Source organism: Photorhabdus aegyptia, assembly GCF_000612035.1.
Lineage (GTDB): Bacteria > Pseudomonadota > Gammaproteobacteria > Enterobacterales > Enterobacteriaceae > Photorhabdus > Photorhabdus akhurstii.
Genome location: NZ_JFGV01000010.1, coordinates 34119 through 51257 on the forward strand (window position 1 = coordinate 34119; position 17139 = coordinate 51257).

Below are 17139 nucleotides of genomic sequence, written 5' to 3' on the forward strand. Positions count from 1 at the left end.
TTCCTTCCTGCTACGGTTTATTACGCATCATCGCCAAACCAACAGATATTTCTGGCAGCCATGATGAGCTCGCCTGTCTTCTCATCATTCAAACCTTCAATATCAGATAGGTCGTCGATACCCTGCTCGGCAAGATCTTCCAGCGTACAGATGCCACGGGCAGCCAGGTCAAATGCCAGAGTACGGTTCATACCAGTCAGATTTAACAACTCTTCGGTTGGTTGTTTATCACTGAGACTCTCTTTCTGAGCCAGTTCCAGAGTAGTTAAAGCAGCTTTCGCACGTTCACGCAGGACTTCGATAGTTTCTTCATCAAGGCCCTCAATTTCCAGGAGTTCCTTAATTGGTACATAGGCCAATTCTTCCAGAGTTGAGAACCCTTCTTCGACTAGAACAGTAGCGAATTCTTCATCAATATCGAGATGCTTAGTGAATGTATCAATAGAAGCATGAGCTTCTGCCTGATGTTTTGCTTGTAGCTCTTCAGCAGTCATGACATTTAATTCCCATTTGTCATCACCACGGTGCTTTTTCAACAATTGCGCAGCGAGGCGCACATTTTGACCATTACGGCCGATAGCCTGCGCTAAGTTGTTGCTTTCAACGGCAACATCCATCGTGCACTTATCTTCGTCAACAACAATGGATGCAACATCAGCCGGAGCCATAGCATTAATGACAAACTGAGCAGGATTATCATCCCACAGTACGATATCGATTCGTTCGCCGCCCAGTTCGCTGGAAACAGCCTGTACTCGCGCACCACGCATTCCAACGCAAGCACCAACAGGATCAATACGCTTGTCATTCGTTTTTACTGCAATCTTGGCGCGAGATCCCGGATCACGGGCAGCAGCTTTAATTTCAATTAGCTCCTCGCCAATTTCCGGAACTTCAATACGGAACAGTTCAACCAGCATTTCCGGACGGGAACGGCTGACAAACAGTTGCGCGCCTCGTGCTTCAGGGCGAACATCATACAGTACGCCACGCACACGGTCACCTGGGCGGAAATTTTCCCTTGGTAACATATCTTCGCGAAGAATAACTGCTTCAGCATTATTGCCCAAATCAAGGGTGATATTCTCACGATTGACTTTCTTAACCACACTGGTGATGATCTCACCTTGCTGTTCGCGGAACTGGTCAACAACCATAGCGCGTTCAGCCTCACGTACTTTTTGTACAATAACCTGTTTAGCGGTCTGCGTTGTAATACGATCAAAAGTCACTGATTCAATTTGATCTTCGGTATAGCTACCCAAATCAATTTCAGGCTCTTCAAACCTAGCCGCTTCCAACGTAATTTCACGAGTCGGCTGAGTCACTTCTTCAACAACTAACCAACGACGGAAGGTGTCAAAATCGCCAGATTTACGGTCAATGCTGACACGAACATCAATATCTTGTTCATATTTTTTCTTGGTGGCTGTGGCCAATGCTGTTTCCAGCGCCTCGAAGATCTTTTCGCGTGGAAGGGATTTTTCGTTGGAAACCGCTTCCACAACAGCCAGAATTTCTTTATTCATCCTAGTTGCCTCATCCGAACTTTAAAAGTGGGGTACCAGGTTCGCTTTCTGGATGTTGCTCAGTGCGAACACTTCATCTTTTCCATCCACCGTAACCGTGATCATTTCGCCGTCGACAGTTTTGATAATGCCCAGCCATTTCCGACGGTTTTGCATTGCTATACGTAAGACCAGACTGACTTCCTCACCAATAAAACGCTGGTAATGTTCAACCGTGAACAATGGACGCTCTAAGCCAGGTGAAGAAATTTCCAGGTTATAAAGCACTGAGATAGGATCTTCGACATCCAATACCGCACTGACCTGGTGGCTAACATCAGCACAATCATCAACAGTGATGCCATTCTCACTATCAATATAAATCCGCAGTGTAGAAACACGTGCACGAATAAACTCTAAGCCGACTAACTCAAAGCCTAAAGCTTCAACTGGTGCTGAAATCATCGCTGTTAATTTTTGCTCTAATGTGGACAAGCCCACCCCCAAGACATAAAAAAAGGGCTAATTAGCCCAGTAGTTCTGTTGTCAAATAACAAAAAACCCCGAAATTCGGGGCTTTATGCAACTGGACCCTATTTGCTGCCAGTGGCTTCAACCACTCACTTCATGCCCTTTTAAATCAGAATCAATATTTCAAATATTGCTGAATTATTTCGTTCAAAAAGGTGCATCTTAATTTAAGAAGTGGTTGCGGGAGCCGGATTTGAACCGACGACCTTCGGGTTATGAGCCCGACGAGCTACCATGCTGCTCCATCCCGCGTTCGAAAACGTGGCAAATATTACGCCGATAACTGCGAAAACGCAAGCTATCCGAATAATGGTACCGAGGACGGGACTTGAACCCGTAAGCCCTAGTGTGGGCACTACCACCTCAAGGTAGCGTGTCTACCAATTTCACCACCTCGGCACTACATGAGGCCATCGCTGATTAAACAGCCCCATTTTAATTCTTTCTTGTGATGATTACTGCGGAATGTCACTATTTGGTGCTGCTGGCGCCGCCGGAATCTCCGTTGATTTCTCGACTTTAGCAGGCTCGCCAATGTTTTCCCACTTACTGCTCGTACCGGTCTGATTACTGGCCAGATTACCAAGTACTAAACTAATAATGAAAAACAGAGTAGCGAAAATCGCAGTCATACGGGTCATAAAGTTACCAGAACCCGATGAACCAAACAGCGTCGCAGAGGCACCCGCCCCAAAGGAAGCACCCATATCAGCACCTTTACCTTGCTGTAGCATAACCAAGCCAACTAGCCCGATAGCAACCAGCAAGAAAACAACTAAAAGAGCGTCATACATATGTCGTACCTATGTCCTCGTGGGGTTTACCACAATCTATGTGGCTACCTTATACTGCATCACCCACTCAAACAGGCTAATCGCCTGACCGAGTGGGTCTGAATACTAACCAAACCACATCTGATACGCAAGGTTAATTTCAATAATCAGAATCACTTGAGGAAAAAAACAACAAATTAATCCGCGTGTTTCACCGCATCAGCAATACGATGAGCCAAGGCCGTGACTTGTACATTATCTTCACCCTCTACCATGACACGAATCAATGGCTCAGTACCAGATTTACGTAACAATACCCGTCCACGACCATTTAATTCAGCTTCAACAGATTTAGTAATATTAATTACATTTTCCGATTTAAGTGGATCGTGTGAACCGGAGAAACGAACATTTACCAGCACCTGTGGCAAAAGTTTCATACCACTACACAGATCGTGCAAACTCATATGGTTACGTACCATAGCACTCAGAACCTGAAGGCCAGCAACAATGCCGTCACCCGTAGTTGTTTTATCCAACAAGATAACATGACCAGAATTTTCAGCCCCTAAACGCCAGCCTTCTTGCTGCAATTTTTCCAACACATAACGGTCACCCACTTTAGCACGCAAGAACGGGATACCAAGCTGCTTCAATGCCAACTCCAATCCCATATTACTCATCAGCGTACCAACAACACCACCACGCAGTTGCCCTTGTCTCAATGCTTCACGAGCAATGATATAAAGGATCTGGTCGCCATCAACTTTCTGTCCCAAATGATCAACCATAATAATGCGGTCACCATCACCATCAAATGCCAGACCAACATCAGCCTTCTCTTCTACAACACGTTGCTGCAATAAACAAACATCAGTAGCACCACATTTTTCATTAATATTGATACCGTTTGGCTCACAGCCAATCGTCACAACATCAGCCCCCAGTTCTCTGAGTACATTTGGGGCAATGTGGTAAGTCGCACCGTTAGCGCAATCAAGTACAATTTTCAAGCCATTAAGACTTTGCTCACTTGGAAATGTACCTTTGCAGAATTCAATATAACGACCCGCAGCATCCACAATACGATTTGCACGTCCCAGCTCTGCGGACTCCACGCAAGTCAGCGGCTTTTCCATTTCAACCTCAATTGCCTCTTCCACATCATCCGGCAGTTTCGTACCGTCAATAGAGAAGAATTTAATACCATTATCATAATAAGGATTATGAGAAGCAGAGATAACAATTCCAGCTTCAGCACGGAAGGTACGAGTCAAATAAGCAACAGCAGGTGTTGGCATGGGACCAGTAAACAAAGCCGATAAACCAGCCGCAGCTAAACCTGCTTCTAAAGAAGATTCCAGCATATAGCCAGAAATACGGGTATCCTTACCGATAATGATCTTACGAGAACCGTGACGAGCCAGTACTTTACCCGCAGCCCAACCAAGCTTTAACACAAAATCTGGCGTAATTGGGCTATTGCCCACTTTGCCACGGATACCATCAGTACCAAAGTATTTGCGGTTACTCATAATTTCTTTTCTTCCTTTGCTGAAAGTGTTGCTTCGACAATTTGCATTGCCTGCACGGTTTCTTTGACATCATGCACCCGGATAATTTGCGCTCCTTGCATAGCAGCGATAACAGCGCAAGCCACACTACCGACAACCCTTTCTTGTGGCGGTACATGAAGCAACTGACCTATCATAGATTTACGTGACATTCCTGCTAGCACAGGTAAACCAAATTGATGAAATTGGTTTAAATGTGCCAGTAACTGATAATTATGCGTCAAGTTCTTACCAAAACCGAAGCCTGGATCAAGAACAAGTTTATCTTTTGCTATCCCTGCCATCACACAACGTTCAATTTGTTCAGTAAAAAATTGTTTCACTTCACTTAACAAATTTTCATAATGTGGCGCATCCTGCATTGTCCGTGGTTGGCCCTTCATATGCATCAAGCAAACGGGTAAACCAGATTTAGCCGCGCTTTCCAAAGCACCAGGCTCTTGCAATGCACGAATATCATTAATCAAATGGGCGCCAGCCTTTGCTGACTCACTCATCACCAATGCTTTCGAGGTATCAACAGAAATCCAAATATTAAATCGTTGAGCTAAAGCCTCAACAACCGGAACAACACGCTCTACTTCTTCCTGTTCACTGACTTCATCAGCTCCCGGACGGGTAGACTCCCCACCGATATCAATGATCGCAGCTCCTTCATTAATCATCTTTTCAGCATGTCGTAAAGCCATATCCAGAGTATTATGAACACCACCATCAGAAAATGAATCTGGAGTCACATTCAAAATACCCATTATTTGTGGGCGAGAAAGGTTGAGAACATTATCTCTGGCTCTGAGTTTCATGTTTGGGCTACCTTCAATGTCAAAACCCCAGGACTTACCTGGGGTTTCATAAATATATCAATCAGACTACGAAACAATGGAACAATTACTAATCTTTATTTCCTGACTGCCCTACTTGTTCACCACCTTGCGCCAATGTATTGATATCACCAGTTGGTTTTGTAGCCTGCGGAGGAGGTGTATTACCTGTTGGGCGACTGTTATTATTGCTGCCATTATCGCTTTCCCATCCAGCTGGTGGACGCACATTCGTACGATTCATTAAGTCATCAATCTGGGGGGCATCAATAGTTTCGTACTTCATCAATGCATCTTTCATCGAATGTAGAATATCAAGGTTGTCCATCAGAATCTGACGAGCACGTTGATAGTTATGATCGATAATTGCCTTTACTTCCTGATCGATAAGACGAGCCGTTTCATCAGACATGTGCTTAGCTTTAGCAACTGAACGGCCAAGGAACACTTCTCCTTCTTCCTCTGCATAGAGTAATGGGCCGAGTTTTTCTGAGAAACCCCACTGCGTTACCATGTTACGGGCAATTGATGTCGCCACTTTGATATCGTTAGATGCGCCAGTAGAAACGCTGTCTGGACCGTAAATAATCTCTTCCGCCAGACGACCGCCATATAAGGTTGAAATCTGGCTTTCCAACTTCTGACGACTAGCGCTGATCTGATCGCCTTCCGGTAGGAAAAAAGTCACACCCAAGGCGCGACCACGTGGAATAATGGTAACTTTATGAACAGGATCATGCTCAGGAACCAAGCGGCCAATAATGGCATGGCCTGCTTCATGATAAGCAGTTGATTCTTTTTGCTCTTCCGTCATCACCATAGAGCGGCGTTCTGCGCCCATCATGATTTTGTCTTTCGCTTTTTCGAATTCAACCATAGAAACTACGCGCCTGTTACCACGAGCCGCAAACAAAGCAGCTTCGTTCACCAGGTTAGCCAAATCAGCGCCAGAGAATCCCGGAGTACCGCGAGCAATGACAGAAGCATCAACATCAGTATCCAGAGGAACCCGGCGCATATGAACTTTCAGAATCTGCTCGCGACCACGTACGTCTGGCAAACCAACAACAACCTGACGGTCAAAACGGCCAGGACGCAACAAGGCAGGATCAAGTACGTCGGGACGGTTAGTCGCGGCAATAACGATAATACCTTCGTTGCCTTCAAAACCATCCATCTCAACCAGCATCTGGTTCAGAGTCTGCTCACGTTCATCGTGACCGCCACCCAAACCAGCACCACGCTGACGGCCCACCGCATCAATCTCATCAATAAAGATGATACAAGGTGCTGCTTTCTTCGCCTGCTCGAACATATCACGAACACGGGATGCACCAACACCAACAAACATTTCAACGAAGTCAGAACCGGAGATAGTAAAGAATGGCACCTTCGCTTCACCCGCAATCGCTTTTGCCAGCAAAGTCTTACCCGTACCCGGAGGCCCAACCATTAGAATACCTTTCGGGATTTTTCCACCCAACTTCTGGAAGCGGCCTGGCTCTCGCAAATATTCCACCAGTTCACCAACTTCTTCTTTCGCTTCGTCACAACCAGCAACATCAGCAAAAGTGGTTTTAATCTGATCTTCTGTCAGCATACGGGCCTTGCTTTTACCGAAAGACATTGCCCCTTTACCGCCGCCGCCCTGCATCTGACGCATGAAGAAAATCCAGACCCCAATAAGCAATAACATCGGGAACCAGGAAATGAAAATAGAAGTTAGCAGACTTGGCTCCTCTGGAGGTTCACCAACCACTTTTACGTTTTTATTCAGTAACGTATCTAACAGTTTTTCATCCTGTACTGGTAGGTAAGTGGTGTATCTGCTGTTATCTTTCCTACTAACATTAATTTCACGACCTGTGATACGAACTTCGCGCACCTGATCCTGGGCTAATTCATTGATGAAGGTAGAATAATCCACCCTACGACTATTGGAATCGCTGGGACCAAAACTCTGGAATAACGACATCAGCACAACTGCGATAACTAACCAGAGAATCAGGTTTTTCGCCATGTCACTCAAGGGATTAACCTCATATTACAACTGTGTTAACAAATAGCATTCAGGGTACTATAGTTTCCGCCCTGTCGCTACAATGTATACTTCACGCGATCGTGCCCGCGAAGCGTCCGGCTTACGAATTTTCACGTTCGTAAATAGGGAGCGAATTTCCCTCAGGTATTCATCAAAGCCTTCTCCCTGAAACACTTTGACAATAAAACTCCCCCCGGGGGCCAGCACATCACGACACATATCTAACGCCAATTCAACCAGATACATGGATCGAGGAATATCGACCGCAGGTGTTCCGCTCATATTGGGCGCCATATCCGACATGACGACCTGGACTTTGTTATCACCAACTCGCTCAAGCAATGCTTTCAATACAAGTTCATCACGAAAATCACCCTGAAGGAAATCAACGCCAACAATGGGATCCATCGGTAAAAGATCACAGGCAATCACTCGCCCATTATCATTAATTTGACTCACTGCGTACTGAGACCATCCACCAGGAGCTGCGCCTAAATCGACAACGGTCATGCCAGGCTTAAAAACTTTGTCACTTTGTTGAATTTCATCAAGTTTAAACCAAGCGCGAGAGCGAAGCCCTTTTTTCTGTGCTTGCAGAACATATTTATCACTAAAGTGTTCTTGTAACCAGCGACTAGAGCTTGCCGAACGTTTTTTATTGGCCATTGTCCTTTCCAACTATACTACGAATAAAGAGCCAGATATCTATTGCTCCATACACCAAAACCACAACACACTATTTATGGTGATAGAGATGAGATGGCGGTAGAATGTCCCGTTTTCAATCCTAACTAAGCAAAAAAACAATGACCCTTAACAAAAAACAAGTACAACACCTGAGAAGTCTCGCTCACCCGCTAAAACCTGTCGTCATGATTGGTAATAACGGCCTGACCGAGGGTGTGTTGGCCGAAATTGAGCAAACACTGTCACACCATGAGCTTATCAAAGTCAAAATCGCAGGCGAAGATCGTGAAACCAAAAATTTGATCGCCGATGCAATTGTCCGCGAGACCGGTGCATATAATGTGCAAATTATCGGTAAAATCCTAGTTCTTTACCGCCAATCGGAAGAACGCAAAATTATTTTACCTAAATAATCAAACCTCATTTATATAAAATTCCGTGCATATACTATGATAAAAAAGGCCATATCCGGCCTTTTTTACTTTCACCACGATCCTTGTGCAACTTTACCTAACGTAAATCAATAGCAACAGGCCAATCCTGAAGTTAAATATATTCAACTTTCAGGATTTCATATTCAACTTCACCACCCGGTGTTTTGATAATAACAACGTCATCAACTTCTTTACCTATCAAACCTCGGGCAATTGGTGAATTCACTGAGATTAAATTTTCTTTAATATCTGCTTCATCGTCACCCACAATCCGGTAAGTCTGCTCTTCATCAGTATTAACATTCAAAACCGTAACTGTAGTCCCAAAAATAACACGTCCAGTCTTGGGCATTTTCGTGACATCAATCACCTGTGCATTAGAAAGCTTAGCTTCGATTTCCTGAATACGGCCTTCGCAGAAACCTTGTTGTTCACGAGCAGCGTGATATTCAGCGTTTTCTTTCAGATCACCATGTTCACGTGCTTCAGCAATGTCTGAAATAATTTTTGGACGGCGTACGTTCTTTAGATAATCTAACTCTTCGCGCAACTTATCCGCGCCACGTACCGTCATTGGAATCTGTTTCATTTATTAATCCTCTAAATCTTTCCTGAGCAAAAAACAAGCATCATCCTGATGTTTTCAGATAACAGCACAATGAGCACACCTTGTCGGGCGGGCTTACAGACAATAAACAATAGTGCAAACCACAGGGCTACCCGGAGTTCACAATCATATTTTACATATTAATATATCATTCTAACGTAGACTTGGTGATGGGTCATCGTTTACTTTTCCCCACTTTGCGCCTTAGTATTGTGGTACGTCTACATCCATATGCGAAATTTATGTCCTTCTTTAAAATTGCCAGCAGATTAGTTTGCGTTACCGCTCTGTACTTAATTACACCCAACGCAAACGCCACACCCGTTGAGGAATATACGCAATATCTGCCTGATGGTACTAATCTGGCGTTAATCGCTCAAAAAGTTGGTGCCAATACCCCGTTAATTGATTATCACGGGCAGCAAATGGCTCTACCAGCGAGTACGCTGAAAGTTGTCACAGCTCTTGCAGCATTGTTACAACTGGGTAAAGATTATCGCTTTATCACCACGCTGGAAAGCCACGGAAAAATTTCAAACGGCGTCCTGAGAGGGAATTTGATCGCTCGTTTTGTCGGAGATCCAACACTGACCCGTCAACAACTTCGCAATATGGTCACCGTTTTGAAACAATCTGGCGTGGAAAAAATTGACGGCAACCTTCTGATAGATGTTTCCGCTTTTGCCAGCCATGATAAAGCTCCCGGTTGGGTATGGAATGACATGACCCAATGTTTCAGTGCTCCCCCTGCTGCCGCAATTGTAGATCGAAACTGTTTTTCAGTTTCGCTATATAGTGCTGAACATCCCGGTGATACTGCATTTATCCGCGTAGCATCTTTTTATCCCGTAAATATGTTCAGTGAAGTTAAGACGTTGGCAAAAGGCTCTCCTGAAAGCCAATACTGCGAATTGGACATCGTTCCCGGAGAACTGAACCGTTTTACTCTTACCGGATGCCTTACTCAACGCAGTGAACCGTTGCCACTGGCTTTCGCGATTCAAAATGGCACCAGCTATGCAGGGGCAATTCTCAAAAATGAATTGCAAGTTGCAGGAATTGAAATCACAGGTAATCTCAAACGCCAGAGTTTACCAACTGAACCGGGAAAAGTTCTGGCTAAAAATCAATCGGCACCATTACATGATCTGCTGAAAGTCATGCTGAAAAAATCTGACAATATGATCGCTGATACCGTATTTCGGACAATAGGCCGAGAACACTTTGATATACCAGGAACCTGGCGTTCAGGCTCTGATGCGGTACGGCAAGTATTAAAACAAAAAGCAGGCATCGACCTAGGAAATACGGTGATGGTAGATGGCTCAGGATTATCCCGCCATAATCTGATTACTCCAACAACCATGATGGAAGTATTACAGTTTATTGCTCAACATGATCAAGAATTAGATTTTATTTCCATGCTGCCATTAGCAGGTCATGACGGCACACTAAGGTATCGGGGAGGGCTGGATGAAGCAGGAGTAAACGGAAAAGTTTCGGCTAAAACCGGTGCCCTGCAAGGAGTTTATAACCTGGCTGGCTTTATAACCACTGCTAGCGGTCAACAAGTTGCTTTCGTGCAATTTATTTCTGCTTACGCCGTACCGCCAAAAGAACATCGCAACCGTCGAGCTCCTTTGATTCGATTCGAAAGCAGGCTGTACAAAGATTTATACCAAAGCAACTGATAAAATTGGCGCCACAAATATGGCGCCCTTAACTATGATGAGAAAGGATATATGATGAGAAAGTAAAAGAATCAGCGTTTATAAATAACTTCTACTCCTTGGTCGTCATCTTCGTCCCAATCGTCATCCCAGTCATCGTCTATTTCCGAAACCTGTTCCAATTGCTTCTTATGATAGTCATCCCACATAAATTCAACTTTCTCAGGCTGAGATTCACCGTCTGCTGTACTCATATTACGAGGCTGAGTTTTCATAAATTCCATAATATCCCAGCAAAGCGCTTTAACCCCTAGGTGATTTATCGCTGAGATCATATAAAAGTCGCCTTCCCACCCCAATTCATCAGCAATAGCTTGGGCTCGCTGTTTAGCTTCTTCTGAATCCAACAGATCAACTTTATTAAATACCAACCAACGTGGTTTGTCTGCCAATTTTTCACTGTATTGCTGTAGCTCGTTGACAATAATCCGGGCATTTTCAACAGGATCTGATTCATCAATAGGACAAATATCAATTAAATGCAGCAGTACCCGGCAACGTTCCAAATGTTTCAAGAAACGAATACCCAAACCGGCGCCATCGGAAGCACCTTCAATGAGTCCTGGAATATCAGCCACAACGAAACTTTGTTCGTTATCCATCCTTACTACACCCAAGCTTGGTACCAGAGTAGTAAATGGATAATCTGCAACTTTTGGTTTAGCAGCAGAAACAGCCCGGATAAATGTGGATTTTCCCGCATTTGGCATCCCCAGCATACCAACATCTGCCAACAGCATCAGTTCCAACATTAATTCACGGGTTTCACCTGAGGTTCCCATTGTTTTTTGGCGAGGAGCCCGGTTAACAGAAGATTTAAAGCGGGTATTACCAAGCCCGTGGAATCCACCTTTCGCAACCATTAGACGCTGTTCATGACGAATCATATCGCCAAGAACCTCACCGGTTACCGCATCGCGGACACGCGTTCCAACAGGGACTTTAATCGTGATATCCTGACCACGCTTGCCAGTACAATCACGGCTTTGACCATTTTGTCCACGCTCCGCTCGAAAGGATTTTTCAAAACGATAGTCAATCAGTGTATTGAGATTTTCATCTGCTAGCAGATAGACATCTCCACCATCTCCACCATCCCCACCGTCTGGCCCACCTTTCGGAATATATTTTTCACGACGGAAGCTGACACAACCATTGCCACCATCCCCCGCAACAACCAGTATTCTGGCTTCATCTACAAATTTCATATTTTTTCTCCGTATGATAGCCATTACAGTGCTGGACGGCCGTGTTACCCAGAGATGGCGTACTTTAGAATATAAAAAGCCCCGCAACACATGCAGGGCTTCTGATTCGGTTTATAACTCGAAAAACTTATTCAGCTTCGATGCTGATAAATTTGCGGTTTTTCGGGCCTTTAACTTCGAATTTAACTTTCCCATCAGCTAATGCGAACAGGGTGTGATCGCGACCACAACCAACGTTATCGCCAGCGTGGAATTTAGTGCCACGTTGACGAACAATGATGCTGCCTGCTAATACAGACTCGCCACCAAAACGTTTTACACCCAGACGTTTGCTTTCAGAATCGCGGCCATTACGAGTTGAGCCGCCAGCCTTTTTGTGTGCCATTAATCTGCTCTCCTAAATCTTAAGCGATGCCAGTGATTTTAACATCGGTGAACCACTGACGGTGGCCTTGTTGCTTACGGCTGTGTTTACGACGACGAAACTTAACGATTTTAATTTTCTCGCCACGACCGTGGGCAACGATTTCAGCTTTGATTTTAACGCCTTCAACGACAGGAGCGCCGATTTTGATGTCATCACCATTAGCGACCATCAGAACCTGGTCAAACTCAACAGTTTCACCCGTTGCGATGTCCAGCTTTTCCAGGCGAATAGTTTGACCTTCGCTGACTCGGTGTTGTTTACCACCACTTTGGAAAACCGCGTACATATAAACTCCGCTTTCCGCACGCCCCCTTAAATATCATTCCAGAGCGCGCTATAAATATTCATAATAGGGCGCGAATTCTACGCAAAAAAGCCTAAAAAGACAAGTGCAGAATTAGAGCAGATGATAAAAAAACATAGTTGCTGAATTGTCATTTATTTAGACTGTTTTTCGAGTACAATCAAGACACAGCAATAACTATTTTAATGTTAATATGAACACAGCCCTGCATTAAAACCCATAGCCGAAAAAATATGAATTTAGAATCTATTATCAAGCTAACCGCTGATGATATGGCAGCGGTAAATGAAACCATTCTTAGTCAGTTGAATTCTGACGTTACTCTTATCAATCAGTTGGGCTACTACATAATCAGTGGCGGTGGAAAACGCCTCCGCCCAATCATTGCCATCCTGGCTAGCAAAGCATTGGGTTATCAGGGTGATAAGCATATTACTGTTGCCGCATTAATTGAATTTATCCACACAGCAACTTTGTTACATGATGATGTTGTGGATGAATCAGACATGCGACGTGGCAAAGCGACCGCCAATGCCATGTTTGGTAATGCAGCAAGCGTACTAGTTGGTGACTTTATATACACTCGCTCTTTCCAAATGATGACCGCTCTTAACTCTATGCGAGTTCTTAAATTGATGTCAGAAGCAACCAATGTTATCGCTGAAGGTGAAGTTTTACAGTTGATGAACTGCAATGATCCAAATATTTCTGAAGATGATTATATGCGGGTGATTTACAGTAAAACAGCCCGATTATTTGAAGTCGCCGCACATGCTTCTGCAATTCTTTCTAACGCCACCCCAGAGCAAGAAACCGCTTTACAAAATTACGGACGTTATTTAGGCACTGCATTCCAGTTAATAGACGACTTACTAGATTATGATGCCGATAGCGATACATTAGGCAAAAACACCGGTGATGACCTTAATGAAGGTAAACCAACATTACCTTTACTACACGCCATGAATCATGGTACTCCAGAACAATCAGCACTCATTCGTGAAGCAATTGAAAAAGGTAATGGCCGCCATTTACTCGAAACCGTACTGGTAACCATGAAACAGTGCGGCTCATTGGAATATACCCGTAAACGAGCAGAGGAAGAAGCAGATAAAGCAATAGCTGCTTTGCAGGCGCTGGAAAACTCCCCATACAAGCAAGCACTCGTGGGGTTAGCCCATATTGCCGTACAACGCCTTTCTTAATCGATAGAACAAAACCTGGGGTTAATCTGACTCCAGGTTTTTCTCTGCGTCTTCAGCACCCACATCAATATAACCAATAAGTTTTGCCAGCCCCTCTCGAAGGATAAATTTCACAATTTTTTCCCGCTCAACTTTAGTTAGTTGATAGTAAGCCTCAATCCAAATTAAGAATGGGTCTTGCCGTTTGTTTGCATAATCAACAGTGCTTTCCCCTACAGATAGCACATTAAGTACATCCTCAGGCAAGCTATTTATATGATATTCAAGAGCCTTGCCCTGAACACCCCGTTTACGTCTATATTCCCATCCTTCCCGCCTTGCCATCAGATTTATTCCCTGAGGCGAAGAAGGAAGTCCGGCAATACCAACCAGCTCTTTAGCTGAGTACCATTCTTTTTTCATACTTTTCTTCTCACTTTGCACCGGGATAATGAAGAAGAATCCAAGTTAGTTGGCATTTTTAATTTCCAAAAATAGGTCAAATAACAGAAAGTTTTTCTAAAAAACTTCTGATACCATCCCGTAAGATCATGGCTGTCACAGCCTGTTTCTCAGATTCTGATAACTGATGGAAAGCACCAACCCAAATCGATAAAGGATCTTGTTTCTGCACCTGATACTCAGAAGATGATTCATGAAGCTCCAGTGCTGCAATGGTCGTTTCCGGGAAACAGGAGTAGTGATACTCTACCGCTTTACCCTGTTTACCTCGTCTTTTCTGACGTAACCACTCCTCGCGTTTTGCTCTGGCATTAACTCCTTGTGGTGATCCAGGTAACTCACCTACACCGATTAACTCCTTGGCCGAATACCACTCTTTTTTCATCACGTTTCTCTATTTTTGTAACCAAGTTCAAAAAAGAAGTTTTTAAGAAAAAATTTGGAAATATTTTTAGAAAAATAATGCTATTTTATTTCTCAATAACAGGTTTAAGTTCGTTATTACTCTCATGCGTACCTGTTATTTATACCACTAATGGCATCAAATTTAATAAAAAAAGGATTAAAAATGATTTCAAGGAAATCTGATTGGCATCCTGCCGATATAATTGCAGCTTTACGCAAGCGGGGAACAACCTTAGCTGAAGTATCACGCAGAGCGGGGCTTAGCTCGTCGACCCTAGCCAATGCGCTATCTCGGCCGTGGCCAAAGGGGGAATGGATAATTGCGAATTATCTGGAAATACACCCTTCAGAAATTTGGCCAAGTCGTTATTTTGATCCAAATACTGGAGAATTATTAGAAAGGAAAGTACGCGAACAAACAAATAATTAGCTAACGAATTATATTCGTTGAATAAAAACCGCCGGTAATTCGCTATACCAGCGGTTTTACTATTTCATAGATATATATTTTTTACTTATAAAATATATAAATTAGTTATTAATAAATTTTTCGCCTAATTCTATATCTTTTCTCAATACATCTAGCATGCCTTCCAGCGCTTTCTGCTCAAAATTACTCAACTGACCAATGTCCAAACGCTCTTCTACGCCATTTTTACCCAAACGAACCGGCTGAGCGAAGAAGCGAGCATATTCACCATCACCTTCAACATAAGCACACTCTACAACATCACTTTCGCCTTGTAAGCCGCGGACCAAAGAGAGCCCCAAACGAGCCGCAGCTTGCCCCATAGACAGAGTTGCAGATCCTCCACCCGCTTTAGCTTCAACCACTTCAGTGCCGGCATTCTGAATACGTTTAGTTAAGGCAACCAACTCTTCATCAGTAAAGCTCACACCTGGGATCTGCGACAACAGAGGTAAGATTGTCACACCAGAATGACCACCGATGACGGGCACTTCGATTTCCTGTGGTTTTTTATCTTTCAATTCAGCAACAAAAGTATTAGAACGAATAACATCTAGAGTTGTGATGCCAAACAGCCGGTTTTTGTCATATACACCCGCTTTTTTCAGCACTTCGGCTGCAATAGCTACAGTTGTGTTGACTGGGTTAGTAATAATCCCAATCAGTGCTTTCGGACAAGTTTTAGCCACTTGTTCTACCAGGTTACGAACGATACCCGCGTTAACATTAAACAGATCTGAACGATCCATGCCAGGTTTACGGGCAACACCCGCAGAAATCAATACAACATCTGCTCCCTCTAACGCAGGAGTGGCATCTTCACCGGCAAAGCCTTTAATTTTTACTTCCGTTGGAATGTGGCTCAGATCAACAGCCACCCCAGGTGTCACTGGAGCGATATCATATAAAGAGAGTTCTGAACCTGAAGGAAGCTGGGTTTTTAGTAGAAGAGCAAGAGCCTGACCAATACCACCGGCTGCACCGAGAACTGCAACTTTCATCCTGATACTCCTTAAATCGTTTATACTTTAAAATGCTGTGAATTCATCTGGTTAAGAACCATAGATTACTACGTTTTTGAAAACAATCTATTAACAGCCAAATTGTGGACTTACGCTCTAATAGTGGGACGTAAAAGTCGCCGTATTCTAGGCAAAATGCTTATCTGTTAATGAGATAACGGACACTATTTTGAGAATTTCCCTATGATTTTACGAAATAATCGGCTAAATACCTTACACCCAACAACAACGCCAAACAATATCATTTGATTAACAATATATTTACCTGAATAACCAACTAAAAAAAGCAAATTTTCATATTCATGTTTTATGAATTTCTATATAACATAAGGCCAATTTTGCTCGGTTCAAACTGGCTATAAAATCATTATTATTGCATAAAAATGCATTTATATGCATAATATCAAGCTTCATAGCTGACTGAATATGGTGAAATATGCGTACTCCCTCTAAACAGGAAGATTTAGTAAAAGCTTTCAAGGCGTTATTGAAAGAAGAAAAATTTAGCTCTCAAGGTGAAATTGTCACCGCTTTACTGGAAGAAGGTTTTGAGAACATTAATCAATCCAAAGTTTCCAGAATGCTCACTAAATTTGGCGCTGTTCGCACCCGTAATGCCAAAATGGAGATGGTCTACTGTCTGCCCGCTGAACTTGGCGTCCCAACAGCCACCAGCCCACTAAAAAACTTAGTATTGGACGTTGATCACAACCACTCAATTGTGGTCATTCGCACCAGTCCCGGTGCTGCACAGCTTATTGCGCGTCTGCTAGATTCTCTTGGTAAAGCAGAAGGTATACTTGGCAGTATCGCTGGCGATGACACCATTTTTACCACACCGGCTAGAGGTTTTACGGCAGAACAGTTGCGTGAAGCAATTCTCGGGTTATTCGAACAAGAACTTTAAATGAACGCGCCAACAATGGCGCGATTCATTTTCCCACAGTTATTT

At 43.7% G+C, this 17139-nt stretch carries 19 protein-coding genes and 2 tRNA genes; 5 read left to right on the forward strand and 16 right to left on the reverse strand.

Annotation, left to right across the window (positions count from 1 at the left end; genetic code table 11):
- Positions 1-20: 20 nt before the first annotated feature.
- The 9 genes from nusA to rlmE form a co-directional block, all read right to left on the reverse strand.
- The gene (gene nusA / locus BA1DRAFT_RS04500) at positions 21-1529 is read right to left on the reverse strand and encodes a transcription termination factor NusA (protein ID WP_011148606.1); all 1509 of its coding nucleotides are present in this window, start codon (positions 1527-1529) and stop codon (positions 21-23) included.
- Positions 1530-1550: 21 nt separating this feature from the next.
- Complete coding sequence (rimP, locus tag BA1DRAFT_RS04505; RefSeq protein WP_036776519.1) at positions 1551-2003, reverse strand: ribosome maturation factor RimP; 453 nt, start codon at positions 2001-2003, stop codon at positions 1551-1553.
- 211 nt (positions 2004-2214) lie between these two features.
- A tRNA-Met gene (locus BA1DRAFT_RS04510) sits at positions 2215-2291 on the reverse strand.
- 58 nt (positions 2292-2349) lie between these two features.
- Positions 2350-2438: transfer RNA gene (locus tag BA1DRAFT_RS04515), tRNA-Leu, on the reverse strand.
- 56 nt (positions 2439-2494) lie between these two features.
- Positions 2495-2833 carry a preprotein translocase subunit SecG gene (gene secG / locus BA1DRAFT_RS04520; protein ID WP_036776521.1) on the reverse strand — a complete coding sequence of 113 codons (339 nt, stop codon included), beginning with the start codon at positions 2831-2833 and terminating at the stop codon, positions 2495-2497.
- A gap of 176 nt (positions 2834-3009) precedes the next feature.
- A complete protein-coding gene (gene glmM, locus BA1DRAFT_RS04525; protein ID WP_036776523.1) occupies positions 3010-4347 on the reverse strand; it encodes a phosphoglucosamine mutase in 1338 nt (445 codons plus the stop codon).
- Positions 4344-5189, reverse strand: coding sequence for a dihydropteroate synthase (gene folP / locus BA1DRAFT_RS04530; RefSeq protein WP_036776525.1), 846 nt, complete (start codon positions 5187-5189; stop codon positions 4344-4346). The genes glmM and folP overlap by 4 nt, the downstream gene beginning before the upstream one ends.
- Before the next feature lie 88 nt (positions 5190-5277).
- Positions 5278-7236, reverse strand: a complete 1959-nt coding sequence (ftsH, locus tag BA1DRAFT_RS04535) for an ATP-dependent zinc metalloprotease FtsH (protein ID WP_036776526.1) — start codon at positions 7234-7236, stop codon at positions 5278-5280.
- 48 nt (positions 7237-7284) lie between these two features.
- Positions 7285-7914 carry a 23S rRNA (uridine(2552)-2'-O)-methyltransferase RlmE gene (gene rlmE, locus BA1DRAFT_RS04540; protein ID WP_036776528.1) on the reverse strand — a complete coding sequence of 210 codons (630 nt, stop codon included), beginning with the start codon at positions 7912-7914 and terminating at the stop codon, positions 7285-7287.
- Between the two features lie 140 nt (positions 7915-8054).
- Between rlmE and yhbY the strand changes: the two genes are divergently transcribed.
- Positions 8055-8348, forward strand: coding sequence for a ribosome assembly RNA-binding protein YhbY (gene yhbY / locus BA1DRAFT_RS04545; protein WP_036776529.1), 294 nt, complete (start codon positions 8055-8057; stop codon positions 8346-8348).
- 133 nt (positions 8349-8481) lie between these two features.
- Here yhbY and greA read toward each other — a convergent pair whose 3' ends face one another.
- Positions 8482-8958, reverse strand: coding sequence for a transcription elongation factor GreA (gene greA, locus BA1DRAFT_RS04550; RefSeq protein WP_036776530.1), 477 nt, complete (start codon positions 8956-8958; stop codon positions 8482-8484).
- A 260-nt stretch (positions 8959-9218) separates the two neighbouring features.
- Here greA and dacB point away from each other — a divergent pair, with 260 nt between their 5' ends.
- Positions 9219-10667 carry a serine-type D-Ala-D-Ala carboxypeptidase gene (dacB, locus tag BA1DRAFT_RS04555; RefSeq protein ID WP_036776532.1) on the forward strand — a complete coding sequence of 483 codons (1449 nt, stop codon included), beginning with the start codon at positions 9219-9221 and terminating at the stop codon, positions 10665-10667.
- A gap of 71 nt (positions 10668-10738) precedes the next feature.
- Here the strand turns inward: dacB and cgtA are convergent, their stop codons facing one another.
- The 3 genes from cgtA to rplU all read right to left on the reverse strand — a co-directional run bounded on the left by cgtA (position 10739) and on the right by rplU (position 12627).
- Complete coding sequence (gene cgtA / locus BA1DRAFT_RS04560; protein ID WP_036776534.1) at positions 10739-11914, reverse strand: Obg family GTPase CgtA; 1176 nt, start codon at positions 11912-11914, stop codon at positions 10739-10741.
- Between the two features lie 127 nt (positions 11915-12041).
- Positions 12042-12299 carry a 50S ribosomal protein L27 gene (gene rpmA, locus BA1DRAFT_RS04565; RefSeq protein ID WP_036776537.1) on the reverse strand — a complete coding sequence of 86 codons (258 nt, stop codon included), beginning with the start codon at positions 12297-12299 and terminating at the stop codon, positions 12042-12044.
- 19 nt (positions 12300-12318) lie between these two features.
- Positions 12319-12627 carry a 50S ribosomal protein L21 gene (rplU, locus tag BA1DRAFT_RS04570; RefSeq protein WP_036776539.1) on the reverse strand — a complete coding sequence of 103 codons (309 nt, stop codon included), beginning with the start codon at positions 12625-12627 and terminating at the stop codon, positions 12319-12321.
- Positions 12628-12878: 251 nt separating this feature from the next.
- On the opposite strand from rplU, the gene ispB reads away from it, so the two are divergent.
- Complete coding sequence (gene ispB, locus BA1DRAFT_RS04575) at positions 12879-13850, forward strand: octaprenyl diphosphate synthase (RefSeq protein ID WP_036776542.1); 972 nt, start codon at positions 12879-12881, stop codon at positions 13848-13850.
- 21 nt (positions 13851-13871) lie between these two features.
- Here the strand turns inward: ispB and BA1DRAFT_RS04580 are convergent, their stop codons facing one another.
- Together BA1DRAFT_RS04580 and BA1DRAFT_RS04585 are read right to left on the reverse strand one after the other, a co-directional pair.
- Positions 13872-14252, reverse strand: a complete 381-nt coding sequence (locus tag BA1DRAFT_RS04580; protein WP_036776545.1) for a DNA-binding protein — start codon at positions 14250-14252, stop codon at positions 13872-13874.
- A 76-nt stretch (positions 14253-14328) separates the two neighbouring features.
- A complete protein-coding gene (locus tag BA1DRAFT_RS04585) occupies positions 14329-14676 on the reverse strand; it encodes a DNA-binding protein (RefSeq protein ID WP_036776546.1) in 348 nt (115 codons plus the stop codon).
- Positions 14677-14859: 183 nt separating this feature from the next.
- On the opposite strand from BA1DRAFT_RS04585, the gene BA1DRAFT_RS04590 reads away from it, so the two are divergent.
- Positions 14860-15126: a helix-turn-helix domain-containing protein gene (locus tag BA1DRAFT_RS04590; protein WP_011148622.1), complete on the forward strand. Its 267-nt coding sequence runs from the start codon at positions 14860-14862 to the stop codon at positions 15124-15126.
- A 101-nt stretch (positions 15127-15227) separates the two neighbouring features.
- Here the strand turns inward: BA1DRAFT_RS04590 and mdh are convergent, their stop codons facing one another.
- A complete protein-coding gene (gene mdh / locus BA1DRAFT_RS04595; RefSeq protein WP_036776548.1) occupies positions 15228-16166 on the reverse strand; it encodes a malate dehydrogenase in 939 nt (312 codons plus the stop codon).
- Positions 16167-16623: 457 nt separating this feature from the next.
- Between mdh and argR the strand changes: the two genes are divergently transcribed.
- Entirely contained in the window at positions 16624-17094 is a 471-nt protein-coding gene (gene argR / locus BA1DRAFT_RS04600) for a transcriptional regulator ArgR (RefSeq protein ID WP_036776550.1), read from the forward strand.
- Positions 17095-17139: the final 45 nt, after the last annotated feature.